Raw genomic sequence first — 25,800 nt, forward strand, 5'->3', positions numbered from 1 at the left:
AGCGGGGACACCCCTGACCTCACCCCGACGCCAGGCGGCACCCTCCGGGGGCGCGGGGAACGGCGCGAGCAACCGCCCACCGCCCGCAGGTCCGGCAGCGGACCGATCACCCCCGGACGTCCGGCAGCGGGGACACCCCTGACCTCACCCCGACGCCAGGCGGCACCCTCCGGGGGCGCGGGGAACGGCGCGAGCAACCGCCCACCGCCCGCAGGTCCGGGGCGGACCGATCGGCCCCGGACGTCCGGTGGAGCCCGCGCCCCGGCGGGGCTCACCCCGACGCCAGGCGGCACCTTCCAGGGGCGCGGGGAACGGCGCGAGCAACCGCCCACCGCCGGCAGGTCCGGGGCCGACCGATCACCCCCGGACGTACGGTGGAGCCCGCGCCCCGGGAGGGCACACCCCCCCCGGCAGGGGCACCCCCCAGGGCGTGGGCCACGGCCGCATAGGCACCCCCCGGGAGGGGCTCAGCGCAGGGTGAGCGGCACCCCGGCCACCACGAGAAGCACATGTTCGGACTCAGCGGCCATCGCGGCGTTGAGCCGGCCCAGCTCGTCGCGGAAGCGGCGCCCGGCGGAGGTCGCGGGGACCACGCCGGAGCCGACTTCGTTCGTGACGGCCACGGCGGTGCGACGGGTCGCACGCCATGCGTCGGCCAGTTCGTCGACGCGGGCCCGTACGCGATGCGCGGCCCCGCCGTGCCAGACGTCGTCGTCCCAGGCGCTCTCGGTGTCCAGGACGTCGGTGAGCCAGAGCGCGAGACAGTCGATGAGCAGGGGCGGCCCTGTGGTGTCGGCCAGCAGCGGGACCAGGTCGCAGGTCTCCAGGGTGCGCCAGCCGGCCGGGCGGCGCTCGCGGTGCCGGGCGACGCGGTCGGCCCAGTCGGTGTCGCCGTCGCGGGTGCCGCCGGTGGCGACGTAGAGGACGTCGGGGGAGGCGGCGAGGCGCCGTTCGGCCTCGACGGATTTGCCGGAGCGGGCGCCGCCGAGCAGCAGGGTGCGGCGCGGCACGTCGGGCACCGCGTGGTAGTCGCCGGCGACCAGCGCCGTACCGTCGGGCACGGCCCTGGCGCCGTACGCGGCGAGCCGCCGGCTCAGTTCGGGTTCGGGCGGCGCCTGGTGGCCGAGGTGGACGGCGACCACGTCGGTGGTGGCGGTGACCGCGCCTGCCGCCCGCAGCCGGGCGAGCGCGTCGGGGCGCCCGATCACGTCGAGCAGCACGAGGTCGTACGGCTCCTCCGTGTCGTCGAGTCCTGCCGGTGCGCCGCCGGGCGGCAGGTACAGCAGCCGCAGGCCGTCGGGCGACTCGACGGCGTACCCGGTGCCGGGCGCGTCCATCGCCACGGCCAGCACCTTGTGGCCGGTGATCAGGGTGAGCCGCTGCCCGTCGGGGACCCGGGCGGGCGCGGGCAGGCCGGCGGGGATCTCCACTGCGGGGCCGTCGTGCGGGTGGGAGAGCAGGACGAGGCGCAGCCCGCCGAGGCTGCGCCCGGCGCGGGCGGCGGCCATGGCCACGCCGGGGGTCAGGTCGAGCAGCACCACGGCGTCGACCAGGACCGAGCTCGGGGCCCTGGCGCCGGCGCCGACGGCGAGGGCGCAGGCCGCGCAGGGGCAGTCCGGAATCGGCAGGCCCTCGGGCCCCGCGGTGCCGAGCAGAGTCGCTTCCACGGCACGATCGTCTCGCGTCGTGCCCGGGGCGGCGCGCGGGGTCCGCCATGTGGTGCGACGGCCCCCGCCGCGCCCGACCGTGCCGTTACGCTGCCCTGGCAGGCCCCCGCGGCACCCTGGACCTGGAGTGTGCGGGCTTTCGGACTCGGTACCGAGGAGACATACATGGCGTGGACGTGGCGGTTCGAGAAGGCCGACGGCACCGAGGTCGAGCCCGCGGTGCAGCCCGAGGAGTTCACCACGCAGGGCGACGCCGAGTCCTGGCTGGGTGAGGCCTGGAAGGAGCTGCTGGAGGGCGGCGCCGACCAGGTCGTCCTGTCGGAGGGTGAAGCGAAGATCTACGGCCCGATGAGCCTGCACGCCGAAGGGTGACGGCCGCGTCCCCCGCGGGCGCGGGGGACGCACCCCTTCTCAGCCCAGCGACCCCAGCGTGACCTGGGCGGTCCTCGCGACGCCGCCCCTGCTGTAGGCGACCGGCACCTTCGTACCCGGCGTGAGTGCCGCCAGCGCCCCGGTGAGGCTCTGCACGGTGGTGATCGGCGCGTTGCCGACCTTGGTGATCACGTCACCGGCCTGGAGCCCGCCCTTGGCGGCGGCGCCGCCCTTCTGGACGGAGACGATCGCGACGCCCGCGGGCTGCTGGTTCTGGTCGACGACGCCGCGTACGGTCACGTCGAGCGCGGCCCGGCCCGAGTCGGTGACCTTGCCGTTCTTGATGATCTGGTCGGCGATCCGCTTGACCGTCGAGGACGGGATCGCGAAGCCGATGCCGGGTGCGGCCCCGCTGCCGAACTGGGGGTCGGTCGCGGCGAGCGTGGGGATGCCGATCACCTGGTTGTCGAGGTTGACCAGGGCGCCGCCGCTGTTGCCCGGGTTGATCGCGGCGGACGTCTGCACCATGTCGGGGATCGTCGCACCGGTGCCGCCGTTCTCCCCGCTCTCGCTGACGGTGCGGCCGGTCGCGGAGACGATGCCCTGCGTGACGCTGCTGGACAGGCCGAGCGGATTGCCCATCGCCAGCACGATCTGGCCGACCGCGACCTTGCCCGAGTCCCCGAAGTCGGCCGGTTTGAGCCCCTTCGGGGGTGATGTCAGCCGGATCACGGCGAGGTCGCTGGCGGGGAAGGACGAGATCAGCTTCGCGCCGAGCGGGTTGCCGCCGGTGGCGAGCGACACCTGGAAGGACGTCGCGTTGCCGACGACGTGGGCGTTCGTGACGATGTCGCCCTTGTCGTCGTAGACGACGCCGGAGCCGAGGTCCTGCCGGGTGGTGATCTGGACGACCGAGGGCAGTACGTCCTTGACGGTTGCCTGGTAGGCGCTCTGCAGGTCGTTGCCGCCGCCGGCCGACACGGCGACCGCCTCCTGGGCACTGGCCCGTGGCTTTGCCCCGTCGGAGCTGCAACCGGTGGCCGCGAGCGCCAGGAGGGCGCAGGCGACCGCGCCGGGCAGGAGGGGGGTGCGCGTTCCGCTCATGCGCAAATTGTGTCTTTCCCGGCGCCGGCCCACCCGCCGCCGGCGTCCAATCGGGTCGCTCTAGGGCTACGCCCCAGGTGGCGGGCGGCGCCGGGCTCCGGGCGGGAGCAGCCCTCAGGGGCGGATTCCGCAGACGTGGAGCAGCGCGGCCACCGCCCGGTAGGGGTCGGTGCGGCCGGCGGTGTCCTCGGCGTCGAGGAGTGCCGCGAGGGTGCCGGGGTCTGCGGGACCGACCGCGTGGTCGGGTGCGGTGTCGGTGAAGACCCGCACGCCGTACCAGGTGTGCAGCGGCACGCCGATGCCGGTGAGCGTCGCCGTCAGCGGGGCCAGCCGGTCGGCCCTGGTGGCGAGCCCGAGCCGGTTGACGTAGCCGTCGGAGCCGAAGGCGCGCAGCGCGGAGGTCCAGTCGCCGTGCAGCCCCGGCCGCATGGCCAGGGCGTCGCCATTGCGTACGACCAGCGACAGCAGGCCGCCGGGGGCAAGCACCCGGGCGAGGGCGGCGAGCATCGGCTCGGGGTCGGGTACGTACATGAGCACGCCGTGGCAGAGCACCACGTCGAAGCAGGCGGGCCCGAAGTGCCTGCCGGTCTCGCGGCCGTCGCCCTGGAGCACGACGACCCGGCCGCGTACGTCGTCCGGCTCGGCTGCCACCGCGGCCCGCAGGGCGCCAAGCATGGCGGGGTCGGCCTCGAGGCCGGTGACGAGGTGCCCGGCGCGGGCCAGCCGCAGCGCCTGGGTGCCCTGGCCGGGTCCGATGTCGAGCACCCTGAGCCTGCGTACCGCGTGAGCACCGGCCGCGGGCGGGAAGTGCGCGGCGAGCTGTTCGTCCAGCTGCCGCGCGACCAGTTCCTGCCTGACGGTGTTCCGCAGCCCTCCGAGGTTGCCGAGCCAGGTGTTCGCGCCGCCGTGGAATCCGCCCGCGCCCGGCGCGTGCGGCCCGCCGGGCACGACGGCGTTCAGAGCTTGGCGCCGCGCTGGACCTGCGGCTTGGGCAGCCGCATCCGGCGCATCTGGAGCGTCCGCATCAGGCCGTAGGTGACGGCGCGCTTGGTGTTCTGGTCGGGGAAGCGCCTGGCCAGCTCGCCGCGCAGCCGGAAGCCGGTGATCACCGAGTCGACCACTATCAGCACGATGACCAGCACCCACAGGAAGAGGGAGAGCGTCTGCACGGCAGGCAGGAGGCTGCCGACCAGGATCAGCACGGCCATCGGCAGGAAGAACTCGGCGACGCGGTAGCGGGAGTCCACGTAGTCGCGGGTGAACCTGCGCACCGGGCCCTGGTGGGCGGCCGGCAGGTTGCGCTCGTCGCCGTTGGCCAGCGCCTCGCGGCGCTTGGACATGTCCACCCGGCGGGCCTCGCGGGCCGCCTTGGCGGCGGACTTGCGGTCCGTCGGCGTGTTGACCGCCTTGCGGCGCTGCGACTGGGCGTCGCTGCGCTTGGGCGTGGGGCGACCCTTGGGAGCCTGCGGGTCGCGGGTCTGGCCCTCCAGCACTGCGGCTACTGCGAGGGCCTGCTCATCTTCTGAACGGCGTCGGAACACGTCTCCAAGGTTACGTGCTTCCGCCGCCCGACCCCAGCCCCCCGCCTACTCCCTGGGCAGGGGGTCACCGAACTGTGATCGTCCTTGCGGATGAGCGCATCCGGGCCCGAACAGTGCGGTAATGGAACCAAGGCCCGTAGGCTGGGGTCTGTAGAGGTGCTGGAGCAGTTGCCGGAGAAGGGGGCGCGCGAGGCCCATGAGCGGTGTCATGAAGCGGATGGGACTGATCTTCCGCGCGAAGGCCAACAAGGCCCTGGACAGGGCCGAGGACCCGCGCGAGACGCTTGACTACTCGTACCAGAAGCAGCTCGAGCTGCTGCAGAAGGTGCGCAGGGGTGTGGCCGACGTCGCCACCTCCCGCAAGCGGCTCGAACTGCAGCTGACCGAGTTGCAGAAGAAGTCGTCGACGTATGAGGACCAGGGCCGCAAGGCGCTGGCGCTGGGCCGCGAGGACCTGGCCCGCGAGGCGCTGTCCCGGCGGGCGGCCCTGCAGCAGCAGGTCACCGACCTGGAGACGCAGCACACCACGCTCCAAGGCGAGGAGGAGAAACTCACACTCGCCTCCCAGCGCCTGCAGGCCAAGGTGGACGCCTTCCGTACGAAGAAGGAGACCATCAAGGCCACCTACACCGCCGCCCAGGCGCAGACCCAGATCGGCGAGGCGTTCTCCGGCATCTCCGAGGAGATGGGCGACGTCGGCATGGCGATCCAGCGTGCCGAGGACAAGACGGAGCAGCTGCGGGCCCGCGCGGGAGCGCTGGACGAGCTGATCGCCTCCGGCGCCCTCGACGACCCGACCGGCATGGCCAAGGACGACCTCCAGGCAGAGCTGGACCGGATCTCCGGCGGCAGCGACGTCGAGCTGGAGCTCCAGCGGATGAAGGCGGAGCTGGCGGGCGGCAGCGGACCCCAGGCGATCGAGGGCGGCAAGAGCGGCCGTGACGCGCAGGGCGAGCCGCAGGACACTCCGAGGTTCGACAAGCAGTAGCCAGCCCGGTCGGCGCTCGTGCCGACCGGATTCACCGTCACGCAGTCACGCGGTGACCGGCAGTGATGCCCGGCCGCAACGGAGTCGCAACGGAGGAGGCCGTCATGATCGCGCGGATCATGGGGGAGGGCCAGGTGAGGTTGGCGGACGCCGACCTCACCGAGCTCAATGAGCTGGACACCAAGCTGCTCGCCGCGGTGGAGGCGGGTGACGAGAAGGGCTTCCGGCAGACGCTGGGCGCCCTGCTCGACTCGGTGCGCCGCCTCGGCGTGCCGCTTCCCGACGACGCACTGGAACCCTCGGAGCTGATCCTCCCGACGGCGGACGCCACCCTCGACGAGGTCAAGGCCATGCTCAAGGACGACGGGCTGATTCCGGGCTGATCCCGGCCGGGACCGGGACAGGGACACCGGGGACACAGGCCGTCCGGTGCGAACAGCGGGGGCTTCGCCCCGGAATACAGTGGTTACCGTGCAGTATCCCAGGAGAGCTCCGGGCCGGCCGGCGAGAGGGCGGGCTGTGCCGCGCCGCAGGGCGCTGTGGGCCGTGCTGCTGATCTGGTGCGCGCTGTCCGCGCTGCTGATCGTGCGGCACTGGGTGGACGGCTGGGTGGTCGCGGTCCTGGCGTGGGCGGGTACCGCCGTCGCCGCGGGGGACGCGGTACGCAGCCGCCGGGCGTACACGGCCGCGATCGCCGAGCGGACGCAGCGGGCCGAGGAGGTCCGCGAGGAGGAGGCCAAGCGCCGGGTCGCGGAGGAGCGGCTGCGGATAGCCCGCGAGCTGCACGACGTCGTCGCCCACCACATCGCGCTGGCCAACGTGCAGGCCGGCGTCGCCGCCCATGTCATGGACCGCCGCCCCGACCAGGCCCGGCAGGCGCTGGCCCACGTACGCGAGGCCAGCCGGTCCGCGCTGGACGAACTCCGCGCCACCGTAGGGCTGTTGCGGCAGCGCGACGAGCCGGCCGCGCCGATGGAGCCGGCCCCTGGGCTCGGGTTGCTCGACCAGTTGCTCGACGGCTTCCGGCGGGCCGGGCTGCGCGTCACCGTGGAGGAGCGGACCGGCGCCGACCCGGCCCCGCTCCCGCAGGGGCCGCTGCCGGCCAGCGTCGACCTGACCGCCTACCGGGTGATTCAGGAGTCGCTGACCAACGTGCAGAAGCACGCGGGGCCCGGTGCGGGCGCGGTCGTACGGATCAGGCGCGACTCGGGGGCACTCGAGGTGGTGGTGGACGACGACGGGGCTCCGGGCACCGCCGAGTCGCTGCCGCCGCCGCGGAGTTCACCGCGGCCGGACGCGGCGGGCGGCGGCGGCTCGCAGGTACCGCCCGGTATTCCCTGCCCCGGCCGCCCCACCGAGCGCGGCACCGGGGGGCACGGCCTGCTGGGGGTGTACGAGCGCGCCAGCGCGCTCGGCGGGGTCTGCCGGGCCGGCGCCCGCCCCGGTGGCGGCTTCCGGGTCTGGGTCCGCCTTCCGCTGTCCGCCCCGCCCCGCACCCAGCGCCACCACCAGGCCGCCCCCGCCCCGGCGGACGGTGCGTGCGGCTGACCGCGGGTCCGGCCGCGGGTCCGACTGCGGGAGCGCGGGCGGAAGGTCAGAGGAAGAGCTGCGAGGGGATGTACGGGTTGGGCGGCCGCATCCCGCGCAGGCACACGTAGCCGGCGTTGGAGATCTCCAGGCCCGCCGCGATGCCGACGTCCACCGCCCACTCCTGCTCGGCGGTCAGCCCCGCCACCCGCACCGGCCGGCCCTGCGGCATGCTCACCAGGGCTGCGGTCAGCAACCGGGTGGCCAGCCGCCGTGAGGTCGCGGCCAGCGCCTCCACCCCGCGCTCGTCGGCGTAGCAGTAGCCGCTGCCCGCCAGGTCGTCGACCACGAACAGCCGGAAGTGCCGCGGCAGTTCCTCGTGGTCGGGGCCGTGTGCGCCGCCGCGGGTGCGACGGTCCACGGAGTCCATCAGGTCGCGGTGCCGCGCGGTGCCCTCGTGCACGGCGCCGTCGAGCGGCGCCAGGCCCGCGGGGTCGACGGTCCCGGTCAGCCGCATCGCCGGGTGCAGGGTGAAGCCGGCCCTGCGGAAGGTGCGCGGGGCGGCCGGATGCCGCGTGCTGCAGATGATGCCGCGCAGGCAGGCCCGGCCGTGCACCATGGCCCGCGCCATCAGCGCCTTGCCGACCCCCTTGCCCTGCGCGCCCGGCGCGACGGCCAGCAGCGACAGGCCCCAGGTGCCCTCGCGCCGGGACGACAGCACCGCACCGACCGGGCCTGCCGCCTCGTCCTGGGCGATCCAGCAGCCGCCGGGGTCGGTCCTGGCCAGATGGCGGGTGCGGCCGCGCTCCCGTGCGGCGGTGCCGGGTCCGCCCGCGGGTTCCTGAGGGGCCGTCGGGCCCCCTCCGAGCGCGTGTGCGGCGCCGAAGGCGGCGGCGGTGATCTCCCGCACGACCTCGGCGTCCTCGTCGTCGTCACGAACCGGTCGAAGGATCACCGATCCATCATTGCCCCGAGTGGCCCGCGCCGAAAGGGAGTCGGGGCCCGGGCCGGGGGCGGACCCCGGCCCTTTCCCGGCTACGGCAGGGCGAGCATCTGCTCCAGGGCCAGCTTGGCGAAGTGCTCGGTCTCGGCGTCGACCTCGATCCGGTTGACCGTCTTGCCGTCGGCGAGCGACTCCAGCGCCCACACCAGGTGCGGCAGGTCGATGCGGTTCATGGTCGAGCAGAAGCAGACGGTCTTGTCGAGGAAGACGATCTGCTTGTCCTGGTGCGCCTTGGCGAGCCGCCGCACCAGGTTCAGCTCGGTGCCGATCGCCCACGCCGAGCCCGCCGGGGCGGCGTCCAGCATCTTGATGATGTGCTCGGTCGAGCCGACGTGGTCGGCGGCCGAGACGACCTCGTGCTTGCACTCGGGGTGCACCAGCACGTTGACGCCGGGTATGCGGGCGCGGACGTCCTCGACCGACTCCAGGGAGAAGCGGCCGTGGACCGAGCAGTGGCCGCGCCACAGGATCATCTTCGCGTCCCGCAGCTGCTCGGGGGTCAGCCCGCCGCCCGGCTTGTGCGGGTTGTAGACGACGCAGTCCTCAGGCGCGAAGCCCAGGTCCCGCACCGCGGTGTTGCGGCCGAGGTGCTGGTCGGGGAGGAAGAGCACCTTCTCGCCCTGCGAGAAGGCCCACTCCAGGGCCCGGCGGGCGTTGGACGAGGTGCAGATCGTGCCGCCGTGCCGGCCGGTGAAGGCCTTGATGTCGGCCGAGGAGTTCATGTACGACACCGGCACGGTGACCTCCGCGACGCCGGCGTCCGCCAGGACATCCCAGCACTCGGCGACCTGCTCCGCGCTCGCCATGTCGGCCATCGAGCAGCCGGCTGCCAGGTCGGGCAGGATCACCTGCTGGTTCGCCGAGGTGAGGATGTCCGCGGACTCCGCCATGAAGTGGACACCGCAGAAGACGATGTACTCGGCCTCCGGCCTGGCCGCCGCGTCCCTGGCCAGCTTGAAGGAGTCGCCGGTCACGTCGGCGAACTCGATCACCTCGTCGCGCTGGTAGTGGTGGCCGAGGATGAAGACCTTCTCGCCCAGCCGGGCCTTGGCGGCCCTGGCGCGCTCCACCAGGTGGGGGTCGGAGGGTGCGGGCAGGTCGCCGGGGCAGTCGACGCCCCGCTCGCTGCGCGGGTCGGATTCGCGGCCGAGCAGCAGCAGTGCGAGCGGGGTGGGCTGTACGTCCAGGGTTTCTGTGGTGGTCACGGGCCGGACGCCCTTTCTTTGCATCGCAGACCTTTTCGTCTACTTGACGCTATCTATCATAGCCCGTTCGCGTCAGATTGACGATGCCAGGTCGCGTCAGTGTGACGCATTCGTCCATCGCCGCCGCGCGGGTGGCGCTGTGTGCGAGCATGGTGGGGACGAAGACGCCGCGGACTCGCTCGACCCGCCCGGAATGAATCCGGAAGGGCACCGGTTAGCAGTCGGTAAGCCAGTAGTCCGTACAACCCGGGAGTGAAGCAGATGACGGTTCAGGACGAGACCACCACGACGGACGGCATCCTCCTGTCCGACGCCGCCGCCGGAAAGGTCAAGAGCCTGCTGGAGCAGGAGGGCCGCGAAGACCTCGCACTGCGGGTCGCCGTCCAGCCCGGCGGCTGCTCGGGCCTGCGCTACCAGCTCTTCTTCGACGAGCGCTCGCTCGACGGCGACGTCGTCAAGGACTTCGGCGGCGTCAAGGTCGTCACCGACCGCATGAGCGCCCCGTACCTGGGCGGCGCGTCCATCGACTTCGTGGACACCATCGAGAAGCAGGGCTTCACGATCGACAACCCGAACGCCACGGGTTCCTGCGCCTGCGGCGACTCCTTCCACTGAGCCGGGCGCCGGTCCCGCCGGGACCGGTTCCGGCCGGAAGGCCCAGCGCGCCGAGCGGCGGCACCCCCAGTGGGGTGCCGCCGCTCTCGCGTCCGTGCCGTCGGCCCCCCGTGGAACCGGCGGCCGGAGCCTCAGGACCCCTTGACCGGGGCGCCGCTCACCGCGTCCACGACGGTCCGCCCCGCCAGCGGACCGTCAAGCGCGACCGTGGTGGTCTGCGACTTCGAGATCGCCGGGCAGGCCGCGCCCGGATCCTTCACGGTGCCGATGACCGTGACCCGTACCTGGTCCGCGGTCTCCATCGCGGAGCCGCGGTAGGTCTCGCAGACCCCGCCCCAGAAGGTCAGCGTCAGCGAGCTGCCGTGCAGCCGGTAGCCCGACACCGCGCTCCGGTGCGAGCCGTCCGCGGAGGGCGGCCCCGCGGGCGCCGGCGGAGTCGCGGGGGACGCGGGCGAAGGCCCGCCCGGTGCGTTGCCGCCGTCCCGGCCCCCCGGGAGGTCCGCCGGGTCCACCGCCTGCTGGGCGATGACCGAGCCCGCGGTCCCACCCTCGGGCACCGCCGTGAAGAGCCACGCGGGCACCAGCGCCTGCCCGCCGGCGGCGAACTGCGTGGCCAGGCCGAACTCCGCGCCCGTGATGTCGGTCGGCGGCACGTGCGGCGCCACGCACGGCACGCTGTGCGGCAGCGTCTTGTCCTGGCCCGGGTAGGTGGGCGAGACCGTCGGTCCCGCGGCGTTCCCGCCCGCCTGCGTCCGCCCCTGGTCCGGCATCGGCACCTGGCAGGACATCCGGTGGTCCGGCTGCATGACCCGGGCCGACGACAGGTTCCGGTACGCCTGGTCGGCGGTGATCACCGGGAGGCTGCCGCCCTCGGCCAGGGCCGACAGCCGGCCGTGGCCGCCGGTGATCCGCCCGTCGGGGCCGACCTCGAGACCGGTCTCCCAGCCGTGCGTGGGCAGCCCGCCCACCACCGGGTCGGCCGTCACCGTACGGGTCGAGCCCGCCGTCCTGGTCGCGTCCACCCGCGCCCCGGACAGGCCGAGGCCGTCGAGCACCGGTGCCGCCACCGCCTCGGCCCGCTGTCCTGAGACCGGCGCGGTGCCGCCGTCCGCGGCCGTACCCGAGCCGGTCGCCCGGTGCGAGGTCGAGCCCTGGTCCGCGGCGCCCCCGTCGGAGGGCGGCGGGACCTTCGGCAGCGCGGGCGGCACGAACGTCCCCGCGCCCGGGGCCGCCTGGCCGTTGCGCGCGTAGGACCAGGTGCCGGGCGCGTCCTGGCTCACCAGCAGCGCGGGGCCGGTGCCGTCCGCTGACCCGACCCGCCACGAACCGCTGTCCGCGACCACCGGGCCGGTGAGCCCCAGGAGCGTCGCGAGCCTGCCGACCGCGGCCTTGTCCGCGCCGCCGTCCGGCCGGTAGAGCGGCGCAGACGCCGGGCCGTCCGCAGGCAGGGTGCCGGTCAGCCGGTAGCCGCCGCCCGCGGCGGCCGCTCCCGGCCCCGCCGGGTCCTCGCCCTCGGGTGCCACGGCCGTCAGGGACGTCGAGGCGCCGGGGTGCGTGGCCGCCGGCTTCCCGCCGCCGTCCGCCGACACCGCCCAGTAGGCGCCGCCGCCCGCCGCCGCCAGCACCGCGGCGGCCACCAGGGCGACCGTCAGCCGCCGCCCGCGCGGCGGCCGGTCCTGCCCGTGCCCGCCGTCGGCCCCGCCGACGAGGAGGTCGTCGTCGGCGTCCGTACCGGTCCCATGGTCCTCGTGATCGTCGTGCTCGCTGTTCACCGCGCACACTCCTCGGCTCCGTCAACCGTCAGGTGCCGATGTGACGCGGCCCACCGCCCGGCGGTTCCCCGGGCCGCGGCGGGCGGGTCAGTCGCAGAACTCCGCCATGCCGGCGACCACGTGCGCGGAAGCGGGCGGTACCGAGATGCCGCGCAGGCCGGCGGGCGCGGCGGCCGCCCGCTCGTCGCCCGCCGGGACGTGCCAGTGCGCGGCCATCCGCCGCGAGTCGCCGATCAGCTGCTCCAGCGAGTCCGGTTCCGCGAGCGGGAGCGGGGCGATCGGGGACGGGGAGTTCGCGGCACGCGCTGTAGGCCTCATGCCTTCGACACTAGGCACGGGCGCCCGGGGGAGAAAGCCCTACTATCGGGTAGTTCCGCCGCGGCCCGCCGGCGACCGGCAGGACAGGCGGGCGACCCGCGGATGTCCCGGCCGCGCGCCGGTTTGCCGGTAGCGTGGAGGACTGCCCCGAACGACGCAACCCCCGTGCACCAATCCACCCGCCCCCAGGAGCCTGCCGCCAATGCGTATCGCCGTCACCGGATCCATTGCCACCGACCACCTGATGACCTTCCCCGGCCGGTTCGCCGACCAGCTGGTCGCCGATCAGCTGCACACGGTCTCGCTGTCCTTCCTGGTCGACGCCCTCGACGTGCGGCGCGGCGGGGTCGGCGCCAACATCTGCTACGGCATGGGCCTGCTCGGCACCGCGCCGATCCTGGTCGGCGCCGCGGGCAACGACTTCGGCGAATACCGTGCCTGGCTCCAGCGGCACGGCGTGGACACCGCCTCGGTCCGCATTTCCGAGGTGCTGCACACCGCCCGCTTCATCTGCACCACCGACGCCGACCACAACCAGATCGGCTCCTTCTACACCGGCGCGATGAGCGAGGCCCGGCTGATCGAGCTGCAGCACGTCGCCGACCGCGTCGGCGGCCTCGACCTGGTGTCGATCGGCGCGGACGACCCCGAGGCGATGATCCGGCACACCGAGGAGTGCAGGACCCGCGGCATCCCCTTCGCCGCTGACTTCTCCCAGCAGATCGCCCGGATGAACGGCGACGACATCCGGGTCCTGGTCGACGGCGCCGCGTACCTGTTCAACAACGAGTACGAGAAGGGCCTGATCCAGACCAAGACCGGCTGGAGCGGCGAGGAGATCCTGGACCGGGTCGGCACCCGGGTCACCACCCTCGGCGCCCAGGGCGTGCGGATCGACCGCAAGGGCGAGGCGCCGATCGAGGTCGGCTGCGCGGAGGAGCAGGCGAAGGTCGACCCGACCGGTGTCGGCGACGGCTTCCGGGCCGGCTTCCTGTCCGGCCTGGCCTGGGGAGTCGGCCTGGAGCGCGCGGCCCAGGTCGGCTGCATGCTGGCGACCCTGGTCATCGAGACGCTCGGCACCCAGGAGTACGAGCTGAAGCGCACCCACTTCATGGAGCGCTTCACCAAGGCGTACGGCGACGACGCGGCCACCGAGGTCCGGCAGCACCTGCACGGCTGACCGGGCAGGTCAGCGCAGGTCAGCTGCGCCGGCGCACGAGGTAGGCGGTGCCCTTCGGGGCGGGGCGCGGGCCCAGGTAGTCCTGGCCCCGCATGGAGCACCAGGCCGGGATGTCCATCCCGGCCGCCTCGTCGTCGGACAGCACCGTCACCAGGCTGCCGACCGGCACCTCACCGATCACCTTGGCCAGCTCGATCACCGGGATCGGGCACAGCTTGCCGAGCGAGTCGACCACCAGGCCCTCCTCGGGGGACTGCGCCGCCGACGCGTCGGGCGCGGGGACGGAGTCGAGATGCGCGCGCACCTCGGCGACGAGACCGGGCAGCACGTCGAGGAAGCGGTCGACCTCCGCAGCGGCCGTGCCCGGCGGCAGTGAGACCCGCACATTGCCCTCCGACAGCACGCCCATCGCCTTGAGCACATGGCTCGGCGTCAGGGTGCTCGAGGTGCACGAGGAACCGGACGACACGGAGAAGCCGGCCTGGTCCAGCGCGGTCAGCAGAGCCTCGCCGTCGACGTAGAGGCAGGAGAAGGTCACCAGGTGCGGGAGCCGGAGCGTGCCGTGCCCCACCACCTCGACATCCGGCACCGACCCGGGCACCCGCGCCCTGATCCGGTCGACCAGCGCGGACAGCCGGGCCGCCTCGGCCGCGGCCTCCTCGCGCACCGCGCGCAGCGACGCGGCCGCCGCCACGATGGCCGGCAGGTTCTCGAAGCCGGGGGAGCGGCCCGACTCCCGTTCGTCGGCGGGGTGCTGGGGCGCGAACCTGGTGCCCTTGCGCACCGCGAGCAGCCCCACTCCCGCGGGGCCGCCCCACTTGTGCGCGCTGCCGGCCAGCAGCGACCAGCCGCCGTCGACCGGGCCCCAGGCCAGCGACTGCGCCGCGTCCACCAGCAGCGGCACCCCCGCCGCCCGGCAGATCCCGGCCACTTCGGCGACGGGCTGGACCGTACCCACCTCGTGGTTGGCGGACTGGAGGCACACCAGCGAGGTGTCGGGCCGCAGCGCCGCCGCCACATCGCCCGGCGCGACCCGCCCGGCCCTGTCCACCCCCACCGCGGTGCTGTCGTAGGCGTCGGCCGCGTGCAGCACCGCCGAGTGCTCGACCGCCGAGACGACCATGTGGCGGCCCGTCCTGTGCCGCCCGGCCATCGCCCCGGCGACACCCGTGTGCAGTGCGCGGGTCCCCGAAGGAGTGAAAACCAATTCGTCGGGCCGGCACCCGACGGCCTCCGCGGCGGTCTGCCGGGCCGCGTCCAGCAGCAGCCTGGCCCGCCGCCCCTCGCGGTAGAGCCGGGCCGGATCCGCCCATCCCTCGTCGAGCGCGGCCAGCAGCGCCTGCCGGGCCACCGGGTGCAGCGGGGCGGCGGAAGCCATATCGAAATAGGACACCTCAGCACGCTACGCCCCCCGGCCCCCGCCGCGGGTGCCGGTGCCCCGCCACCCGCGGGGCGCGGCCGGGCGCTGTGTCAGAAGACCTCCCGCGCGCGGGATTCCACCCCTTCGGGGAGAGCCCCGGCGCGTTGGACCCCCTCCCCGCGCGACCCCAAATAGCGTCCAGTAGGGTTTGGTCCGCATAAACATCCACACCTCATTGCCTGCAGCTCGGGCGGTCCGACCAGCACACGGCCGGAACAGCCGGACGCGCGGGCGAGACTCTCGGGAAGGCGCTACGTGAGTCCCAACGGCTCCGACCTCCCCCACCGCCCAAAGGGCGTGGGCGGTACCCCCACGTCCCGGCGTGGGTTGCGGCGGAGGCTGCCGCAGGCGCTGGCTGCGGGCCTGGTCCTTGCAACGGCCACTGGTTGCTCGTACAAGGACTATCCCCGCCTCGGCATGCCCAGTCCGGCCACAGAACAGGCACCACGGATCCTCGCCCTGTGGCAGGGTTCCTGGGCCGCGGCACTGGCGACCGGTGCGCTGGTCTGGGGCCTGATCCTGTGGAGCGTGATCTTCCACCGCCGCAGCCGCACCAAGGTGGAGGTCCCTGCGCAGACCCGTTACAACCTGCCCATCGAGGCGCTGTACACGATCGTCCCGATCGTGGTGATCGCGGTGCTCTTCTACTTCACCGCCCGCGACGAGAACAAGCTGCTGGAGACCTCGGCCAAGCCGCAGCACGTGGTCAACGTGGTCGGCTTCCAGTGGAGCTGGGGCTTCAACTACGTCGAGAACGTGGACGGCAATCCGGCGACTCCGGCATCCGGCAAGGTGCCGTCGGAGCTGGACAACATCCCGGCGAACAAGCTGCTGTTCCCGGCAGGTGCCGAGGGCGTCTACGACGTGGGCACCCCCGCCAGCCGGAACCCGGACACCGGCAACCCCGGCCCGACGCTGTGGCTCCCCAAGGGTGAGACCGTCCGCTTCGTCCTGACCTCGCGCGACGTCATCCACTCCTTCTGGATCGTGCCGTTCCTGATGAAGCAGGACGTCATCCCCGGCCACACCAACGTCTTCGAGGTGACCCCCAGCAAGGAGGGCACCTTCATGGGCAAGTGCGCCGAGCTGTGCGGCGTCGACCACTCCCGGATGCTGTTCAACGTGAAGGTCGTATCGCCCGCGGCATACCAGCAGCACCTCAAGGACCTCGCCAAGGCGGGGCAGACGGGCTACATCCCGTCCGGTATCGCCACCACGGGCAACGCGAAGAACTCGGAGCCCAAGACCACATGAGCATTCTCAACGAACCGCAGGGCGCGGCTCCGGCCGATGACACCTACGCGGACGAAATCCCGGCCCGCCGGAAGAAGCCCGGCTCCGTGGTGGTCACGTGGCTGACCACCACGGACCACAAGACCATCGGCACCCTGTACCTGGTCACGTCGTTCGCGTTCTTCCTGATCGGCGGCGTGCTGGCGCTGCTGATGCGAGCCGAACTGGCACGGCCCGGCAACCAGTTCATGTCGAACGAGCAGTTCAACCAGGCCTTCACGATGCACGGCACCGTGATGCTGCTGATGTTCGCGACACCGCTGTTCGCCGGCTTCACCAACTGGATCATGCCGCTGCAGATCGGCGCGCCCGACGTGGCGTTCCCGCGGCTGAACATGTTCGCCTACTGGCTCTACCTGTTCGGCTCGCTGATCGCGGTCGGCGGCTTCGTCACCCCGCAGGGTGCGGCCGACTTCGGCTGGTTCGCGTACTCGCCGCTGTCCAGCGCGGTGAACTCGCCCGGTGTCGGCGCCGACATGTGGATCATGGGTCTTGCGCTGTCCGGCTTCGGCACCATCCTCGGCGCGGTCAACTTCATCACCACGATCATCTGCATGCGCGCACCCGGCATGACGATGTTCCGCATGCCGATCTTCGTGTGGAACGTGCTGCTGACCGCCGTTCTGGTGCTGCTGGCCTTCCCGGTGCTCGCGGCCGCGCTGCTCGCACTGGAAGCCGACCGCAAATTCGGGGCACACGTCTTCGATTCCGCCAATGGCGGCGCATTGCTCTGGCAGCACCTCTTCTGGTTCTTCGGCCATCCAGAGGTGTACATCATCGCGCTGCCGTTCTTCGGCATCATTTCCGAGGTCATTCCGGTCTTCAGCCGGAAGCCGATGTTCGGTTACATCGGCCTGGTCGCGGCGACCATCTCCATCGCGGGCCTTTCCGTGACGGTGTGGGCGCACCACATGTACGTCACCGGCGGTGTGCTGCTGCCGTTCTTCTCGTTCATGACCTTCCTGATCGCGGTGCCGACAGGGGTGAAGTTCTTCAACTGGATCGGCACCATGTGGAAGGGGTCGCTGAGCTTCGAGACCCCGATGCTCTGGTCGGTCGGCTTCCTGATCACCTTCGCCTTCGGCGGTCTGACCGGTGTGATCCTGGCGGCGCCGCCGCTGGACTTCCACGTCTCGGACTCCTACTTCGTGGTCGCCCACTTCCACTACGTGGTCTTCGGCACCGTGGTCTTCGCGATGTTCGCCGGCTTCCACTTCTGGTGGCCGAAGATGACCGGCAAGATGCTCGACGAACGCCTCGGGAAGATCACCTTCTGGACGCTGTTCTTCGGCTTCCACGGCACCTTCCTCGTCCAGCACTGGCTGGGTGCGGAGGGCATGCCCCGCCGGTACGCCGACTACCTGGCCGCCGACGGCTTCACCACGCTGAACACGGTCTCCACGATCAGCTCGTTCCTGCTCGGCCTGTCGATCCTGCCCTTCCTCTACAACGTGTGGAAGACGGCCAAGTACGGCAAGAAGGTCGAGGTCGACGACCCGTGGGGCTACGGCCGCTCCCTGGAGTGGGCCACCTCGTGCCCGCCGCCGCGGCACAACTTCACCTCGCTGCCGCGGATCCGCTCCGAATCCCCGGCCTTCGACCTGCACCACCCTGAGATCGCGGCGATCGACGCGCTCGCGGGTCACGGTACGAGCGCCGCCATCGCCGGTGCCGAGAGCAAGGGGGCGGGTCAGTGAAGGTACAGGGTTGGATGTTCGGCGGCTTCGCGGCCTTCATCCTGGCGACGGCCGTCGTGTACGGCCTGTGGTCCAAGGAGCCGACCGGTACGACCGCGCTCTTCCTCGCGTTCGCACTGTGCACCATGATCGCGTTCTACCTCGGGTTCACCGCGAACCGGGCGGACACCGGCGCGATGGACCGCGAGGACGCCGACGTGGCGGACGACGCCGGCGAGCTGGGCTTCTTCAGCCCGCACAGCTGGCAGCCGCTGATGCTCGGCGCCGGTGGCGCGCTGGCCTTCCTCGGCGTCATCTTCGGCTGGTGGCTGCTGTTCTTCTCACTGCCGGTGATCCTCATGGGGATCTTCGGCTGGGTGTTCGAGTACTACCGCGGTGAGAACCGCACCCAGTGACCACCCGCTGAACCCGTACAGCAGCCCGGGGCGGGCCGCGGCACCTGACCAGGTACCGCGGCCCGCCCCTTTTGCACCCCTCTGCCGTGCGCAATCGCCCCCCGGTTCTTAGCGTGAGGCCATGAGCCACATTCCTCGACGCCGGATAGCGTTGCGCTGCGCCCTTCTCGTGGCGCCCCTCGCGGTGGGGCTCACCGCCTGCGGCGGAGACGGCAACCCGCTCGCCGCCCCGCCCTACGAGTCCGCTGCCAAGGTCGCCTACTCGGTCGCCCAGGGCGGCAAGGCCGACCCCAACAAGCCGCTCAAGGTCACCATCAAGGACGACGGCAGCCGGATCACCGATGTCACCGCGACCGACGCCGCAGGGCGCTACGTACGCGGCAAACTCAGCGCGGACGGCCTCAGCTGGCAGTCCACCACCTCGCTGGCCGCAGGCGCCCACTACACGGTCCGGGTGAGCACCGAGGACGGCGACGGCCACCCCGGCCGCAAGGTCCTCGGCTTCGACACCACATCGGCCGACGCGGGCCTGCATGTCGCCTTCGGCCCCGACGCCGGCACCTACGGGGTGGGCCAGCCGATCACGGCCGAGCTGAACACCCCGGTGAAGACCGCGGCCGCCCGCGCGGCGGTCGAGTCGAACCTGCTGGTCAGCAGCTCACCGCAGGCCGCGCGCGGGTCCTGGTACTGGGTCGACGACCGCACCCTGCACTACCGCCCCGGCAGCTACTGGCCCGCGCACGCCCAGATCACCGTCCGCAGCACGCTCAACGGCGTGAAGGTGCAGGACAAGCTCTACGGCGGCACCGACAAGCCGCTCACCCTGCACACCGGCGACCGCATCGAGGCGATCACCGACGCGGCGACCGACCAGATGACCTTCAAGGACGACGGCAAGGTCGTGAAGACCATCCCGGTCACCACCGGCAAGCCCGGCTTCGACACCCGCAACGGCATCAAGGTGGTGCTGGCCAAGGAGAGCTTCGTCCAGATGAAGAGCGCCACCGTCGGGATAGCCGCCGGCAGCTCCGACTCCTACGACCTGCCGGTCTACTGGGCCACCCGGGTGACATGGAGCGGTGAATATGTGCACGCCGCGCCGTGGTCCGAGGGTTCGCAGGGCTCGGCCAACGTCAGCCACGGCTGCACGGGCATGAGCACCGAGAACGCGCACTGGTTCTTCGACCACGTGCGCCAGGGCGACATCGTCCAGGTCGTGAACAGCCACGGCCCGCTGATGACGCCGTTCGACAACGGCTTCGGCGACTGGAATCTCGACGCGGCCAAATGGAAGCAGGGCAGCGCGCTGGGCGGGCAGGCAGCCGGCCTGGCCGAGCAGGGCTCGGCAGCCCTCCCGAAGAACCCGATGTCCGACCCGGCCAGGCTCCGCCCGGAGACCGCCTGAGCCGCCCCGAGGGGCGGCCGTCCGGCATGTCCGGGGCCGCGCTGCCCCGCCCGTACGCGGCGATCGCCCGTACGCGCCGCCGGGCGCCGGGTCAGCGGGCCGCGACGGCCTTGGAGGCCGGCACGAGCCGGTGCCGCAGCAGCACTGCCAGCGTCTCGCTGAGCGCCACCGGATCCACCGGGTGGGTGGCCGCCGCGTCCGCACGGCTCCAGGTGGCGAGCCAGGCGTCCTGGGGGCGGCCGATCAGCACCAGCACCGGCGGGCAGCGGAAGATCTCGTCCTTGATCTGCCGGCATACGCCCATACCGCCCGCCGGGGCCGTCTCGCCGTCCAGCACGCAGGCGTCGATGCCGCCCTTCTCCAGCTCGGTCAGCACGGCGGGCATCGTCGCGCACTCCACGAACTCCACCGGCGGCAGGTCGGCGGCGGGCCTGCGGCCGACGGCGAGCCGGACCTGCTCCCGGGTGTTCGCGTCGTCGCTGTAGACCAGCACCGTGGCAGTCGCCTGCATCCTGGCTCCTCCTCGTGATCTTCGTGAACCCCGTGCAGCGGGTGAAGCTCGTGAACGGATTCTCAAGTGCTCCGGATGCTACTCCCGCGGGGGCCGTCCGTGGAGGGTCCGCGGCGGCCCAAGATCCCGCGGACGGATCGTCATCCCTCGTTCGGGGGACCCCGCGGGCGGCCGACACGGCATCCTGCGGGACCTTGACACACCGAAGGGGACCCCCGGAGTGAGCGCCGGATAAGCGACCGACATAATGTCGGACGTGGCGACAGCAACAGCAGTAGAAACCGGGCACGCGCACCCGTCGGTCAACCGGCCGAACCTCACCAGCGTCGGAACCATCATCTGGCTGAGTTCCGAGCTGATGTTCTTCGCGGCCCTCTTCGCGATGTACTTCACCATTCGGTCTGTCACGGGTGCCGACTTCTGGAAGGAACACGCCGATGCGCTGAACGTTCCGTTCTCCGCGACGAACACCACGATCCTGGTGCTCTCCTCCTTCACCTGCCAGATGGGCGTCTTCGCCGCTGAGCGCGGCGACGTGAAGAAGCTGCGCTCGTGGTTCATCGTGACGTTCGTGATGGGCGCGGTCTTCATCGGCGGGCAGATCTTCGAGTACACGAACCTGGTCCGCAAGGACGGGATCTCACTCAGCTCCGACCCCTACGGCTCGGTGTTCTACCTGACGACCGGCTTCCACGGGCTGCATGTGACGGGTGGTCTGATCGCGTTCCTGCTGGTGCTCGGCCGTACGTACGCGGCCAAGCGGTTCACGCACCAGCAGGCCACGGCTGCCATCGTCGTGTCCTACTACTGGCACTTCGTCGATGTCGTCTGGATCGGCCTCTTCGCCACGATCTACCTGATCAAGTAGTCGGTCGCGTACCGCAGCACGGTGCCGGACAGGCACAACCCGAAGCATCGACACAAGAGATCCTGACACCGGGGTAATCCGTGAAAAAGCTCTCCGCACGACGGCGCCACCCGCTGGCGGCGCTTGTCGTCCTACTCTTCGCGCTAGCGGCCACCGGGGGGCTGTACGCCGCGCTCGCGCCGGCGCCCAAGGCGCAGGCCGACGACTCGTCCCAGTCCATCGAGATCACCGAGGGCAAGAAGCTGTTCTCGGTCGGCTGTGCGAGCTGCCACGGCGCGCACGGCCAGGGGAGCTCGGACGGGCCCAGCCTGGTCGGCGTCGGATCGGCCGCGGTGGACTTCCAGGTCGGCACCGGCCGGATGCCCGCGCAGCAGCCCGGCCCGCAGATCCAGAAGAAGAAGGTGCAGTACAGCCAGTCGGACATCGACCAGCTGGCTGCGTACATCGCCTCGCTCGGCCCCGGCCCGGTGACGCCGGCCTCGGATCAGTACGACCCGGCGGGTGGCGACGCGGCCAAGGGCGGTGAGCTCTTCCGTACCAACTGCTCGCAGTGCCACAACTTCATCGGCAAGGGCGGCGCGCTGACCGACGGCAAGTACGCGCCCAGCCTCAAGGGCGTGGACCCCAAGCACATCTACGAGGCCATGCAGACCGGCCCGCAGAACATGCCGTCCTTCCCGGACACCACGATGACGTCGCAGAACAAGCGCGACATCATCGCGTACCTCCAGGCGGTCGACACCGCCGACAGCCAGAACCCGGGCGGCTTCACTCTCGGCAGCCTCGGCCCGGTGCCGGAGGGGTTGTTCGCCTACATCTTCGGCCTCGGCACGCTGATCGCCGTCGCCACCTGGGTCGCGGCCCGCACGACCAAGGCCAAGAAGTCATGAGCGAAACCGGATCCCACAACGACATGGCAGAGCCAGAAGGCAACCTCCCGACCGCCCACGGCGCCCACGGCGCCGAGGTCGCGGTCCCCGGCGACCCGTTCGCCAACCCCGGCCACCCGGAGCACGAGTACCGCCGTCAGGACATCGACGAGAAGGCGGCCAACCACTCCGAGCGGGTCGTCGCCGGGCTGTTCACCCTGTCGATGCTGGGCACTCTCGCCTTCATCGCGAGCTTCGTGATCTTCCCGGTCGACAAGTACATCTTCGTCTTCCCGATCGGGCACGTCAGCGCGCTGAACTTCTCGCTCGGCCTGTCGCTGGCCGTCGCACTGCTCGGCATCGGAGCGGGCGCCGTGCACTGGGCCCGCACGCTGATGTCCGACGAGGAGATGCCCGACGAGCGGCACCGGGCCGACGCGGACGACGAACTGCGCGCCAACATCGAGGCGCAGTGGAAGCAGGGCACGAAGGAGAGCGCGTTCGGCCGGCGCAAGCTGGTCCGCACCACCATGCTGGGCGCGCTCACCCTGGTACCGCTGTCAGCGGTCGTGATCCTCCGGGACCTCGGACCGCTGCCGGAGGACAAGCTCAGGCACACCGCCTGGGCCAAGGGCAAGGCGCTGATCAACCCCAACACCAACAAGCCGTTGCGTCCCGAGGACATCCCGGTCGGTTCGCTCACCTTCGCCCAGCCCGACGGGCTGAACGAGGCGGACGAGGACTTCCAGCAGCAGATCGCCAAGGCTGCCCTGATGGTCGTCCGGCTCAAGCCGGAGGACATCAAGGACAAGAAGGAACTCGACTGGTCGCACCAGGGCATCGTGGCCTTCTCGAAGATCTGCACGCACGTCGGCTGTCCCGTCAGCCTGTACGAGCAGCAGACACACCACGTACTCTGCCCATGCCACCAGTCGACGTTCGACCTGTCGGACGGCGCCAGGGTGATCTTCGGTCCCGCGGGTCACCGGCTGCCGCAGCTTCGGATCAGCGTCAATGGTGAGGGCAACCTCGTTGCTATGAGCGACTTCGAGGTTCCCGTCGGTCCGGCCTTCTGGGAGCGCGGATGAGTACTTCGACAGAGACCTCGACGAGCACTCGCCGAGGCCCCAAACCCCCCGGACAGCGCGTCGCGGAGTGGGCTGACGCCCGAGTCGGCCTCTACAAGCTCGGCAAGTCCAACCTGCGGAAGATCTTCCCCGACCACTGGTCGTTCATGCTCGGAGAGGTCTGCCTCTACAGCTTCACGATCCTCATCCTCACGGGTGTGTATCTGACGCTGTTCTTCCACCCCAGCATGAACGAGGTCGTCTACAACGGCCCCTACGCGCCCCTTCAGGGCGTACGGATGTCGGACGCGTACGCGTCCACCATGCACATCAGCTTCGAGGTGCGCGGCGGTCTGCTGATCCGGCAGATCCACCACTGGTCCGCCCTGATCTTCATCGGCGGCATGATCGTCCACATGATGCGGGTGTTCTTCACCGGAGCGTTCCGCAAGCCGCGCGAGCTCAACTGGCTGTTCGGCTGGACGCTGCTCTTCATCGGCATGTTCGAGGGCTTCACCGGCTACTCGCTGCCCGACGACCTGCTGTCCGGCACCGGTGTCCGCTTCACCGAGGGCGCGGTGCTCTCCACCCCGATCGTCGGCACCTACCTGTCGATGTTCCTGTTCGGTGGCGAGTTCCCCGGGCACAACTTCGTGCCGATCTTCTACTCGGTGCACATCCTGCTGTTCCCGGGCATCATGGCGGCGCTGCTCGTCGGCCACCTGATCCTGGTCTTCTACCACAAGCACACCCAGTTCCCGGGCGCGGGCAAGACCGAGAAGAACGTCGTCGGCATGCCGTTCTTCCCGATCTACACCGCGAAGGCCGGCGGCTTCTTCTTCCTGGTCTTCGGTGTCATCGCGGCCATCGCGGCGATCGCCACCATCAACCCGATCTGGACCATGGGTCCCTATCGACCAGACCAGGTGTCCACCGGAGCGCAGCCCGACTGGTACATGGGCTTCTCCGAGGGCCTGATCCGGGTGATGCCAGGCTGGGAGATCAACGCCTGGGGCCACACCCTGGTCCTCGGCGTCTTCGTACCGCTGATGATCTTCCCGCTGGTGCTGGCCGCCATCGCCGTCTACCCCTTCATCGAGTCGTGGGTCACCGGTGACCGGGGCGAGCACCACCTGCTGGACCGGCCGCGCAACCGCCCGGTGCGCACCGGCTTCGGTGTCGCCTGGCTGACGCTCTACTTCACGCTGCTGATCGGTGGCGGCAACGACCTGTGGGCGACGCACTTCCACCTGTCGATCGAGACGATCACCTGGTCGGTGCGGATCGGTTTCTTCGTGCTGCCGGTCGCGGCCTACTTCATCACCAAGCGGATCTGCCTCGGCCTGCAGCGCAGGGACCGCGACAAGGTGCTGCACGGTCGCGAGACCGGCATCATCAAGCGGCTCCCGCACGGCGAGTTCATCGAGGTGCACGAGCCGCTGGGCCAGGAGGAGCTGCACGTCCTCACCGCCCACCCGCAGCCGCAGCCGCTCGATGTCGGCCCCGAGGTCGACGAGAACGGCGTGGAGCGCAAGGTGAGCCCGGTCACGAAGGTGCGGGCACGGCTTTCCCGCAACTTCTACGGCGAGCACAGCCAGATCCCCAAGCCGACAGTCGAGGAGTACGACGAGATCACGAGTGGCCACGGCCACCACTGACCCGCCGTCACGGCTTTGACGACCGCCCCAGGGCCGGTCGGTCACCCCTCACCGGGTGTCCGGCCGGCCCTGGCGCTTTCCCGGCCTGATACCGCCCTTCCGGCGTGGCCCGACCGGCCGCCCGCGGCGGACCGGGTCACCAGGTTCCCCACGCCCCTACGGGGCGCTCCGCGCCGCTAGGCTGGGGCCGCAGAGACCCTTACACCACCAGGAGTGTGGACCATGAGCGTTGTGAACCCGGCAGGTGACGAGACCGGGGCACTGCGGACGTGGCCCGACGTACTGTCCACGCTGATCGCGGGGCGGGACCTGGAGGCCGACGACACGGCCTGGGCGATGGACGCCGTGATGCGCGGTACCGCGACCGACGTGCAGATCGCCGGGTTCGCGGTGGCGCTGCGGGCCAAGGGCGAGACCGTCGAGGAAGTCACCGGCATGGTGCGGGCGATGTACTCGCACGCCAGGACCATCACCGTGCCGGGGCCCACCGTGGACATCGTCGGCACCGGTGGCGACCGGGCCAAGACGGTCAACATCTCCACCATGTCGGCGATAGTGGTCGCCGGCACCGGTGCGAAGGTCGTCAAGCACGGCAACAGGGCCGCGTCCTCCGCCAGCGGTGCCAGCGACGTGCTCGGGCAGCTCGGGGTGAACCTGGACCTGACCCCCGAGCGGGTCGTCGAGGTCGCGGAGGAGGCGGGCATCACCTTCTGCTTCGCGGTGCGATTCCACCCGGCGCTGCGCCATGTCGCCACCGCGCGGGCCGAGTTGGGGGTCGCCACCACCTTCAACTTCCTCGGCCCGCTGACCAACCCGGCCCGGGTGCGCGCGCAGGCCACCGGGGTCGCCGACCTGCGGATGGCCGCGATCATGGCCGGGGTGCTGGCGGAACGCGGCTCGTCCGCCCTGGTCTTCCGCGGCGACGACGGCCTGGACGAGCTGACCACGACCGCCCCCTCGCAGGTGTGGGTGGTCCGTGACGGCAAGGTCACCCAGCACTCCTTCGACCCGCGCGACATCGGGATCGACCTGGTGCCCATCGAGGCGCTGCGCGGCGGCGACCCGTCCTACAACGCCGACGTCGCACGGCGGCTGCTGGCCGGCGAGACCGGGCCCGTACGGGACGCGGTGCTGCTCAACTCGGCGGCCGCGCTGGTCGCCCTGGACCCGGGCACCGGCACGCTCGAGGAGCAGCTGGCCGCGGGAGTGGCCACCGCGGCGCGGTCCCTCGACTCAGGCGCCGCCGCCGCGGCGCTCGAACGCTGGGCCGCGGCCACCAACGCCTGACCGCACCGCAAGGCGCCGTCCGAACCTCGGACGGCGCC

The 25,800-nt window shown here is 71.6% G+C and carries 24 protein-coding genes and 1 pseudogene; 15 read left to right on the forward strand and 10 right to left on the reverse strand.

The features are described 5' to 3' along the window. Positions 1–467: 467 nt before the first annotated feature. Positions 468–1,667: a bifunctional adenosylcobinamide kinase/adenosylcobinamide-phosphate guanylyltransferase gene (locus ACGFMP_RS08565; RefSeq protein WP_393671151.1), complete on the reverse strand. Its 1,200-nt coding sequence runs from the start codon at positions 1,665–1,667 to the stop codon at positions 468–470. A 165-nt stretch (positions 1,668–1,832) separates the two neighbouring features. Here ACGFMP_RS08565 and ACGFMP_RS08570 point away from each other — a divergent pair, with 165 nt between their 5' ends. Beyond that, entirely contained in the window at positions 1,833–2,039 is a 207-nt protein-coding gene (locus tag ACGFMP_RS08570; protein WP_393671152.1) for a hypothetical protein, read from the forward strand. 39 nt (positions 2,040–2,078) lie between these two features. On the opposite strand, the gene ACGFMP_RS08575 is transcribed toward ACGFMP_RS08570, so the two are convergent. The 3 genes from ACGFMP_RS08575 to ACGFMP_RS08585 form a co-directional block, all read right to left on the reverse strand. Continuing rightward, positions 2,079–3,143 (reverse strand): S1C family serine protease, encoded by a 1,065-nt coding sequence (locus ACGFMP_RS08575; RefSeq protein WP_393671153.1) that lies wholly within the window; start codon positions 3,141–3,143, stop codon positions 2,079–2,081. A 114-nt stretch (positions 3,144–3,257) separates the two neighbouring features. Then, complete coding sequence (locus ACGFMP_RS08580; RefSeq protein WP_393671380.1) at positions 3,258–3,989, reverse strand: class I SAM-dependent methyltransferase; 732 nt, start codon at positions 3,987–3,989, stop codon at positions 3,258–3,260. Between the two features lie 110 nt (positions 3,990–4,099). Further along, on the reverse strand, positions 4,100–4,684 hold the full coding sequence (locus ACGFMP_RS08585) for a DUF3043 domain-containing protein (protein WP_393671154.1): 585 nt from the start codon (positions 4,682–4,684) through the stop codon (positions 4,100–4,102). 196 nt (positions 4,685–4,880) lie between these two features. Here ACGFMP_RS08585 and ACGFMP_RS08590 point away from each other — a divergent pair, with 196 nt between their 5' ends. From ACGFMP_RS08590 to ACGFMP_RS08600, 3 genes and pseudogenes are all read left to right on the forward strand, one after another. Then, entirely contained in the window at positions 4,881–5,672 is a 792-nt protein-coding gene (locus ACGFMP_RS08590; protein ID WP_393671155.1) for a PspA/IM30 family protein, read from the forward strand. Between the two features lie 104 nt (positions 5,673–5,776). Beyond that, positions 5,777–6,055 carry a hypothetical protein gene (locus ACGFMP_RS08595; protein WP_393671156.1) on the forward strand — a complete coding sequence of 93 codons (279 nt, stop codon included), beginning with the start codon at positions 5,777–5,779 and terminating at the stop codon, positions 6,053–6,055. A gap of 145 nt (positions 6,056–6,200) precedes the next feature. Beyond that, a pseudogene (locus ACGFMP_RS08600) lies at positions 6,201–7,220 on the forward strand (sensor histidine kinase); the annotation flags it as partial. 46 nt (positions 7,221–7,266) lie between these two features. On the opposite strand, the gene ACGFMP_RS08605 reads toward ACGFMP_RS08600, so the two are convergent. Both ACGFMP_RS08605 and nadA read right to left on the reverse strand, forming a co-directional pair. After that, a complete protein-coding gene (locus tag ACGFMP_RS08605; protein WP_393671158.1) occupies positions 7,267–8,154 on the reverse strand; it encodes a GNAT family N-acetyltransferase in 888 nt (295 codons plus the stop codon). A gap of 80 nt (positions 8,155–8,234) precedes the next feature. Further along, positions 8,235–9,431 (reverse strand): quinolinate synthase NadA, encoded by a 1,197-nt coding sequence (nadA, locus tag ACGFMP_RS08610; RefSeq protein ID WP_393671159.1) that lies wholly within the window; start codon positions 9,429–9,431, stop codon positions 8,235–8,237. A gap of 237 nt (positions 9,432–9,668) precedes the next feature. Here nadA and ACGFMP_RS08615 point away from each other — a divergent pair, with 237 nt between their 5' ends. Further along, positions 9,669–10,022 (forward strand): iron-sulfur cluster assembly accessory protein, encoded by a 354-nt coding sequence (locus tag ACGFMP_RS08615; protein ID WP_033176230.1) that lies wholly within the window; start codon positions 9,669–9,671, stop codon positions 10,020–10,022. 131 nt (positions 10,023–10,153) lie between these two features. Here the strand turns inward: ACGFMP_RS08615 and ACGFMP_RS08620 are convergent, their stop codons facing one another. Together ACGFMP_RS08620 and ACGFMP_RS08625 are read right to left on the reverse strand one after the other, a co-directional pair. Then, positions 10,154–11,794, reverse strand: a complete 1,641-nt coding sequence (locus ACGFMP_RS08620; RefSeq protein WP_393671160.1) for a hypothetical protein — start codon at positions 11,792–11,794, stop codon at positions 10,154–10,156. A gap of 87 nt (positions 11,795–11,881) precedes the next feature. After that, positions 11,882–12,112, reverse strand: a complete 231-nt coding sequence (locus ACGFMP_RS08625) for a hypothetical protein (protein ID WP_393671161.1) — start codon at positions 12,110–12,112, stop codon at positions 11,882–11,884. Positions 12,113–12,314: 202 nt separating this feature from the next. Between ACGFMP_RS08625 and ACGFMP_RS08630 the strand changes: the two genes are divergently transcribed. Then, positions 12,315–13,292 carry a carbohydrate kinase family protein gene (locus ACGFMP_RS08630; RefSeq protein WP_393671162.1) on the forward strand — a complete coding sequence of 326 codons (978 nt, stop codon included), beginning with the start codon at positions 12,315–12,317 and terminating at the stop codon, positions 13,290–13,292. A gap of 19 nt (positions 13,293–13,311) precedes the next feature. On the opposite strand, the gene ACGFMP_RS08635 is transcribed toward ACGFMP_RS08630, so the two are convergent. Continuing rightward, the gene (locus tag ACGFMP_RS08635; RefSeq protein ID WP_393671163.1) at positions 13,312–14,685 is read right to left on the reverse strand and encodes a cysteine desulfurase/sulfurtransferase TusA family protein; all 1,374 of its coding nucleotides are present in this window, start codon (positions 14,683–14,685) and stop codon (positions 13,312–13,314) included. 282 nt (positions 14,686–14,967) lie between these two features. Here ACGFMP_RS08635 and ACGFMP_RS08640 point away from each other — a divergent pair, with 282 nt between their 5' ends. The 4 genes from ACGFMP_RS08640 to ACGFMP_RS08655 all read left to right on the forward strand — a co-directional run bounded on the left by ACGFMP_RS08640 (position 14,968) and on the right by ACGFMP_RS08655 (position 19,502). Then, the gene (locus ACGFMP_RS08640; protein ID WP_393671164.1) at positions 14,968–15,966 is read left to right on the forward strand and encodes a cytochrome c oxidase subunit II; all 999 of its coding nucleotides are present in this window, start codon (positions 14,968–14,970) and stop codon (positions 15,964–15,966) included. Continuing rightward, positions 15,963–17,702 carry a cytochrome c oxidase subunit I gene (gene ctaD / locus ACGFMP_RS08645; RefSeq protein ID WP_393671165.1) on the forward strand — a complete coding sequence of 580 codons (1,740 nt, stop codon included), beginning with the start codon at positions 15,963–15,965 and terminating at the stop codon, positions 17,700–17,702. Before ACGFMP_RS08640 ends, ctaD begins: the two co-directional genes overlap by 4 nt. After that, positions 17,699–18,097 (forward strand): cytochrome c oxidase subunit 4, encoded by a 399-nt coding sequence (locus tag ACGFMP_RS08650; protein ID WP_393671166.1) that lies wholly within the window; start codon positions 17,699–17,701, stop codon positions 18,095–18,097. The genes ctaD and ACGFMP_RS08650 overlap by 4 nt, the downstream gene beginning before the upstream one ends. Before the next feature lie 121 nt (positions 18,098–18,218). After that, on the forward strand, positions 18,219–19,502 hold the full coding sequence (locus tag ACGFMP_RS08655) for an Ig-like domain-containing protein (RefSeq protein ID WP_393671167.1): 1,284 nt from the start codon (positions 18,219–18,221) through the stop codon (positions 19,500–19,502). Positions 19,503–19,593: 91 nt separating this feature from the next. Here ACGFMP_RS08655 and ACGFMP_RS08660 read toward each other — a convergent pair whose 3' ends face one another. Next, positions 19,594–20,013, reverse strand: a complete 420-nt coding sequence (locus ACGFMP_RS08660) for a hypothetical protein (RefSeq protein WP_393671168.1) — start codon at positions 20,011–20,013, stop codon at positions 19,594–19,596. A gap of 247 nt (positions 20,014–20,260) precedes the next feature. Between ACGFMP_RS08660 and ACGFMP_RS08665 the strand changes: the two genes are divergently transcribed. The 5 genes from ACGFMP_RS08665 (at position 20,261) to trpD (ending at position 25,762) form a co-directional block, all read left to right on the forward strand. Next, positions 20,261–20,881 (forward strand): heme-copper oxidase subunit III, encoded by a 621-nt coding sequence (locus tag ACGFMP_RS08665; protein WP_393671169.1) that lies wholly within the window; start codon positions 20,261–20,263, stop codon positions 20,879–20,881. Between the two features lie 80 nt (positions 20,882–20,961). Then, entirely contained in the window at positions 20,962–21,771 is an 810-nt protein-coding gene (locus ACGFMP_RS08670) for a c-type cytochrome (protein ID WP_393671170.1), read from the forward strand. Then, complete coding sequence (locus tag ACGFMP_RS08675) at positions 21,768–22,838, forward strand: Rieske 2Fe-2S domain-containing protein (protein WP_393671172.1); 1,071 nt, start codon at positions 21,768–21,770, stop codon at positions 22,836–22,838. The genes ACGFMP_RS08670 and ACGFMP_RS08675 overlap by 4 nt, the downstream gene beginning before the upstream one ends. Beyond that, entirely contained in the window at positions 22,835–24,475 is a 1,641-nt protein-coding gene (locus ACGFMP_RS08680; protein WP_393671173.1) for a cytochrome bc complex cytochrome b subunit, read from the forward strand. Before ACGFMP_RS08675 ends, ACGFMP_RS08680 begins: the two co-directional genes overlap by 4 nt. A gap of 222 nt (positions 24,476–24,697) precedes the next feature. After that, entirely contained in the window at positions 24,698–25,762 is a 1,065-nt protein-coding gene (gene trpD / locus ACGFMP_RS08685) for an anthranilate phosphoribosyltransferase (RefSeq protein WP_393671174.1), read from the forward strand. Positions 25,763–25,800: the final 38 nt, after the last annotated feature.

This window comes from Streptomyces sp. NPDC049040 (assembly GCF_043197715.1).
In the GTDB taxonomy this organism is placed as follows: domain Bacteria; phylum Actinomycetota; class Actinomycetes; order Streptomycetales; family Streptomycetaceae; genus Actinacidiphila.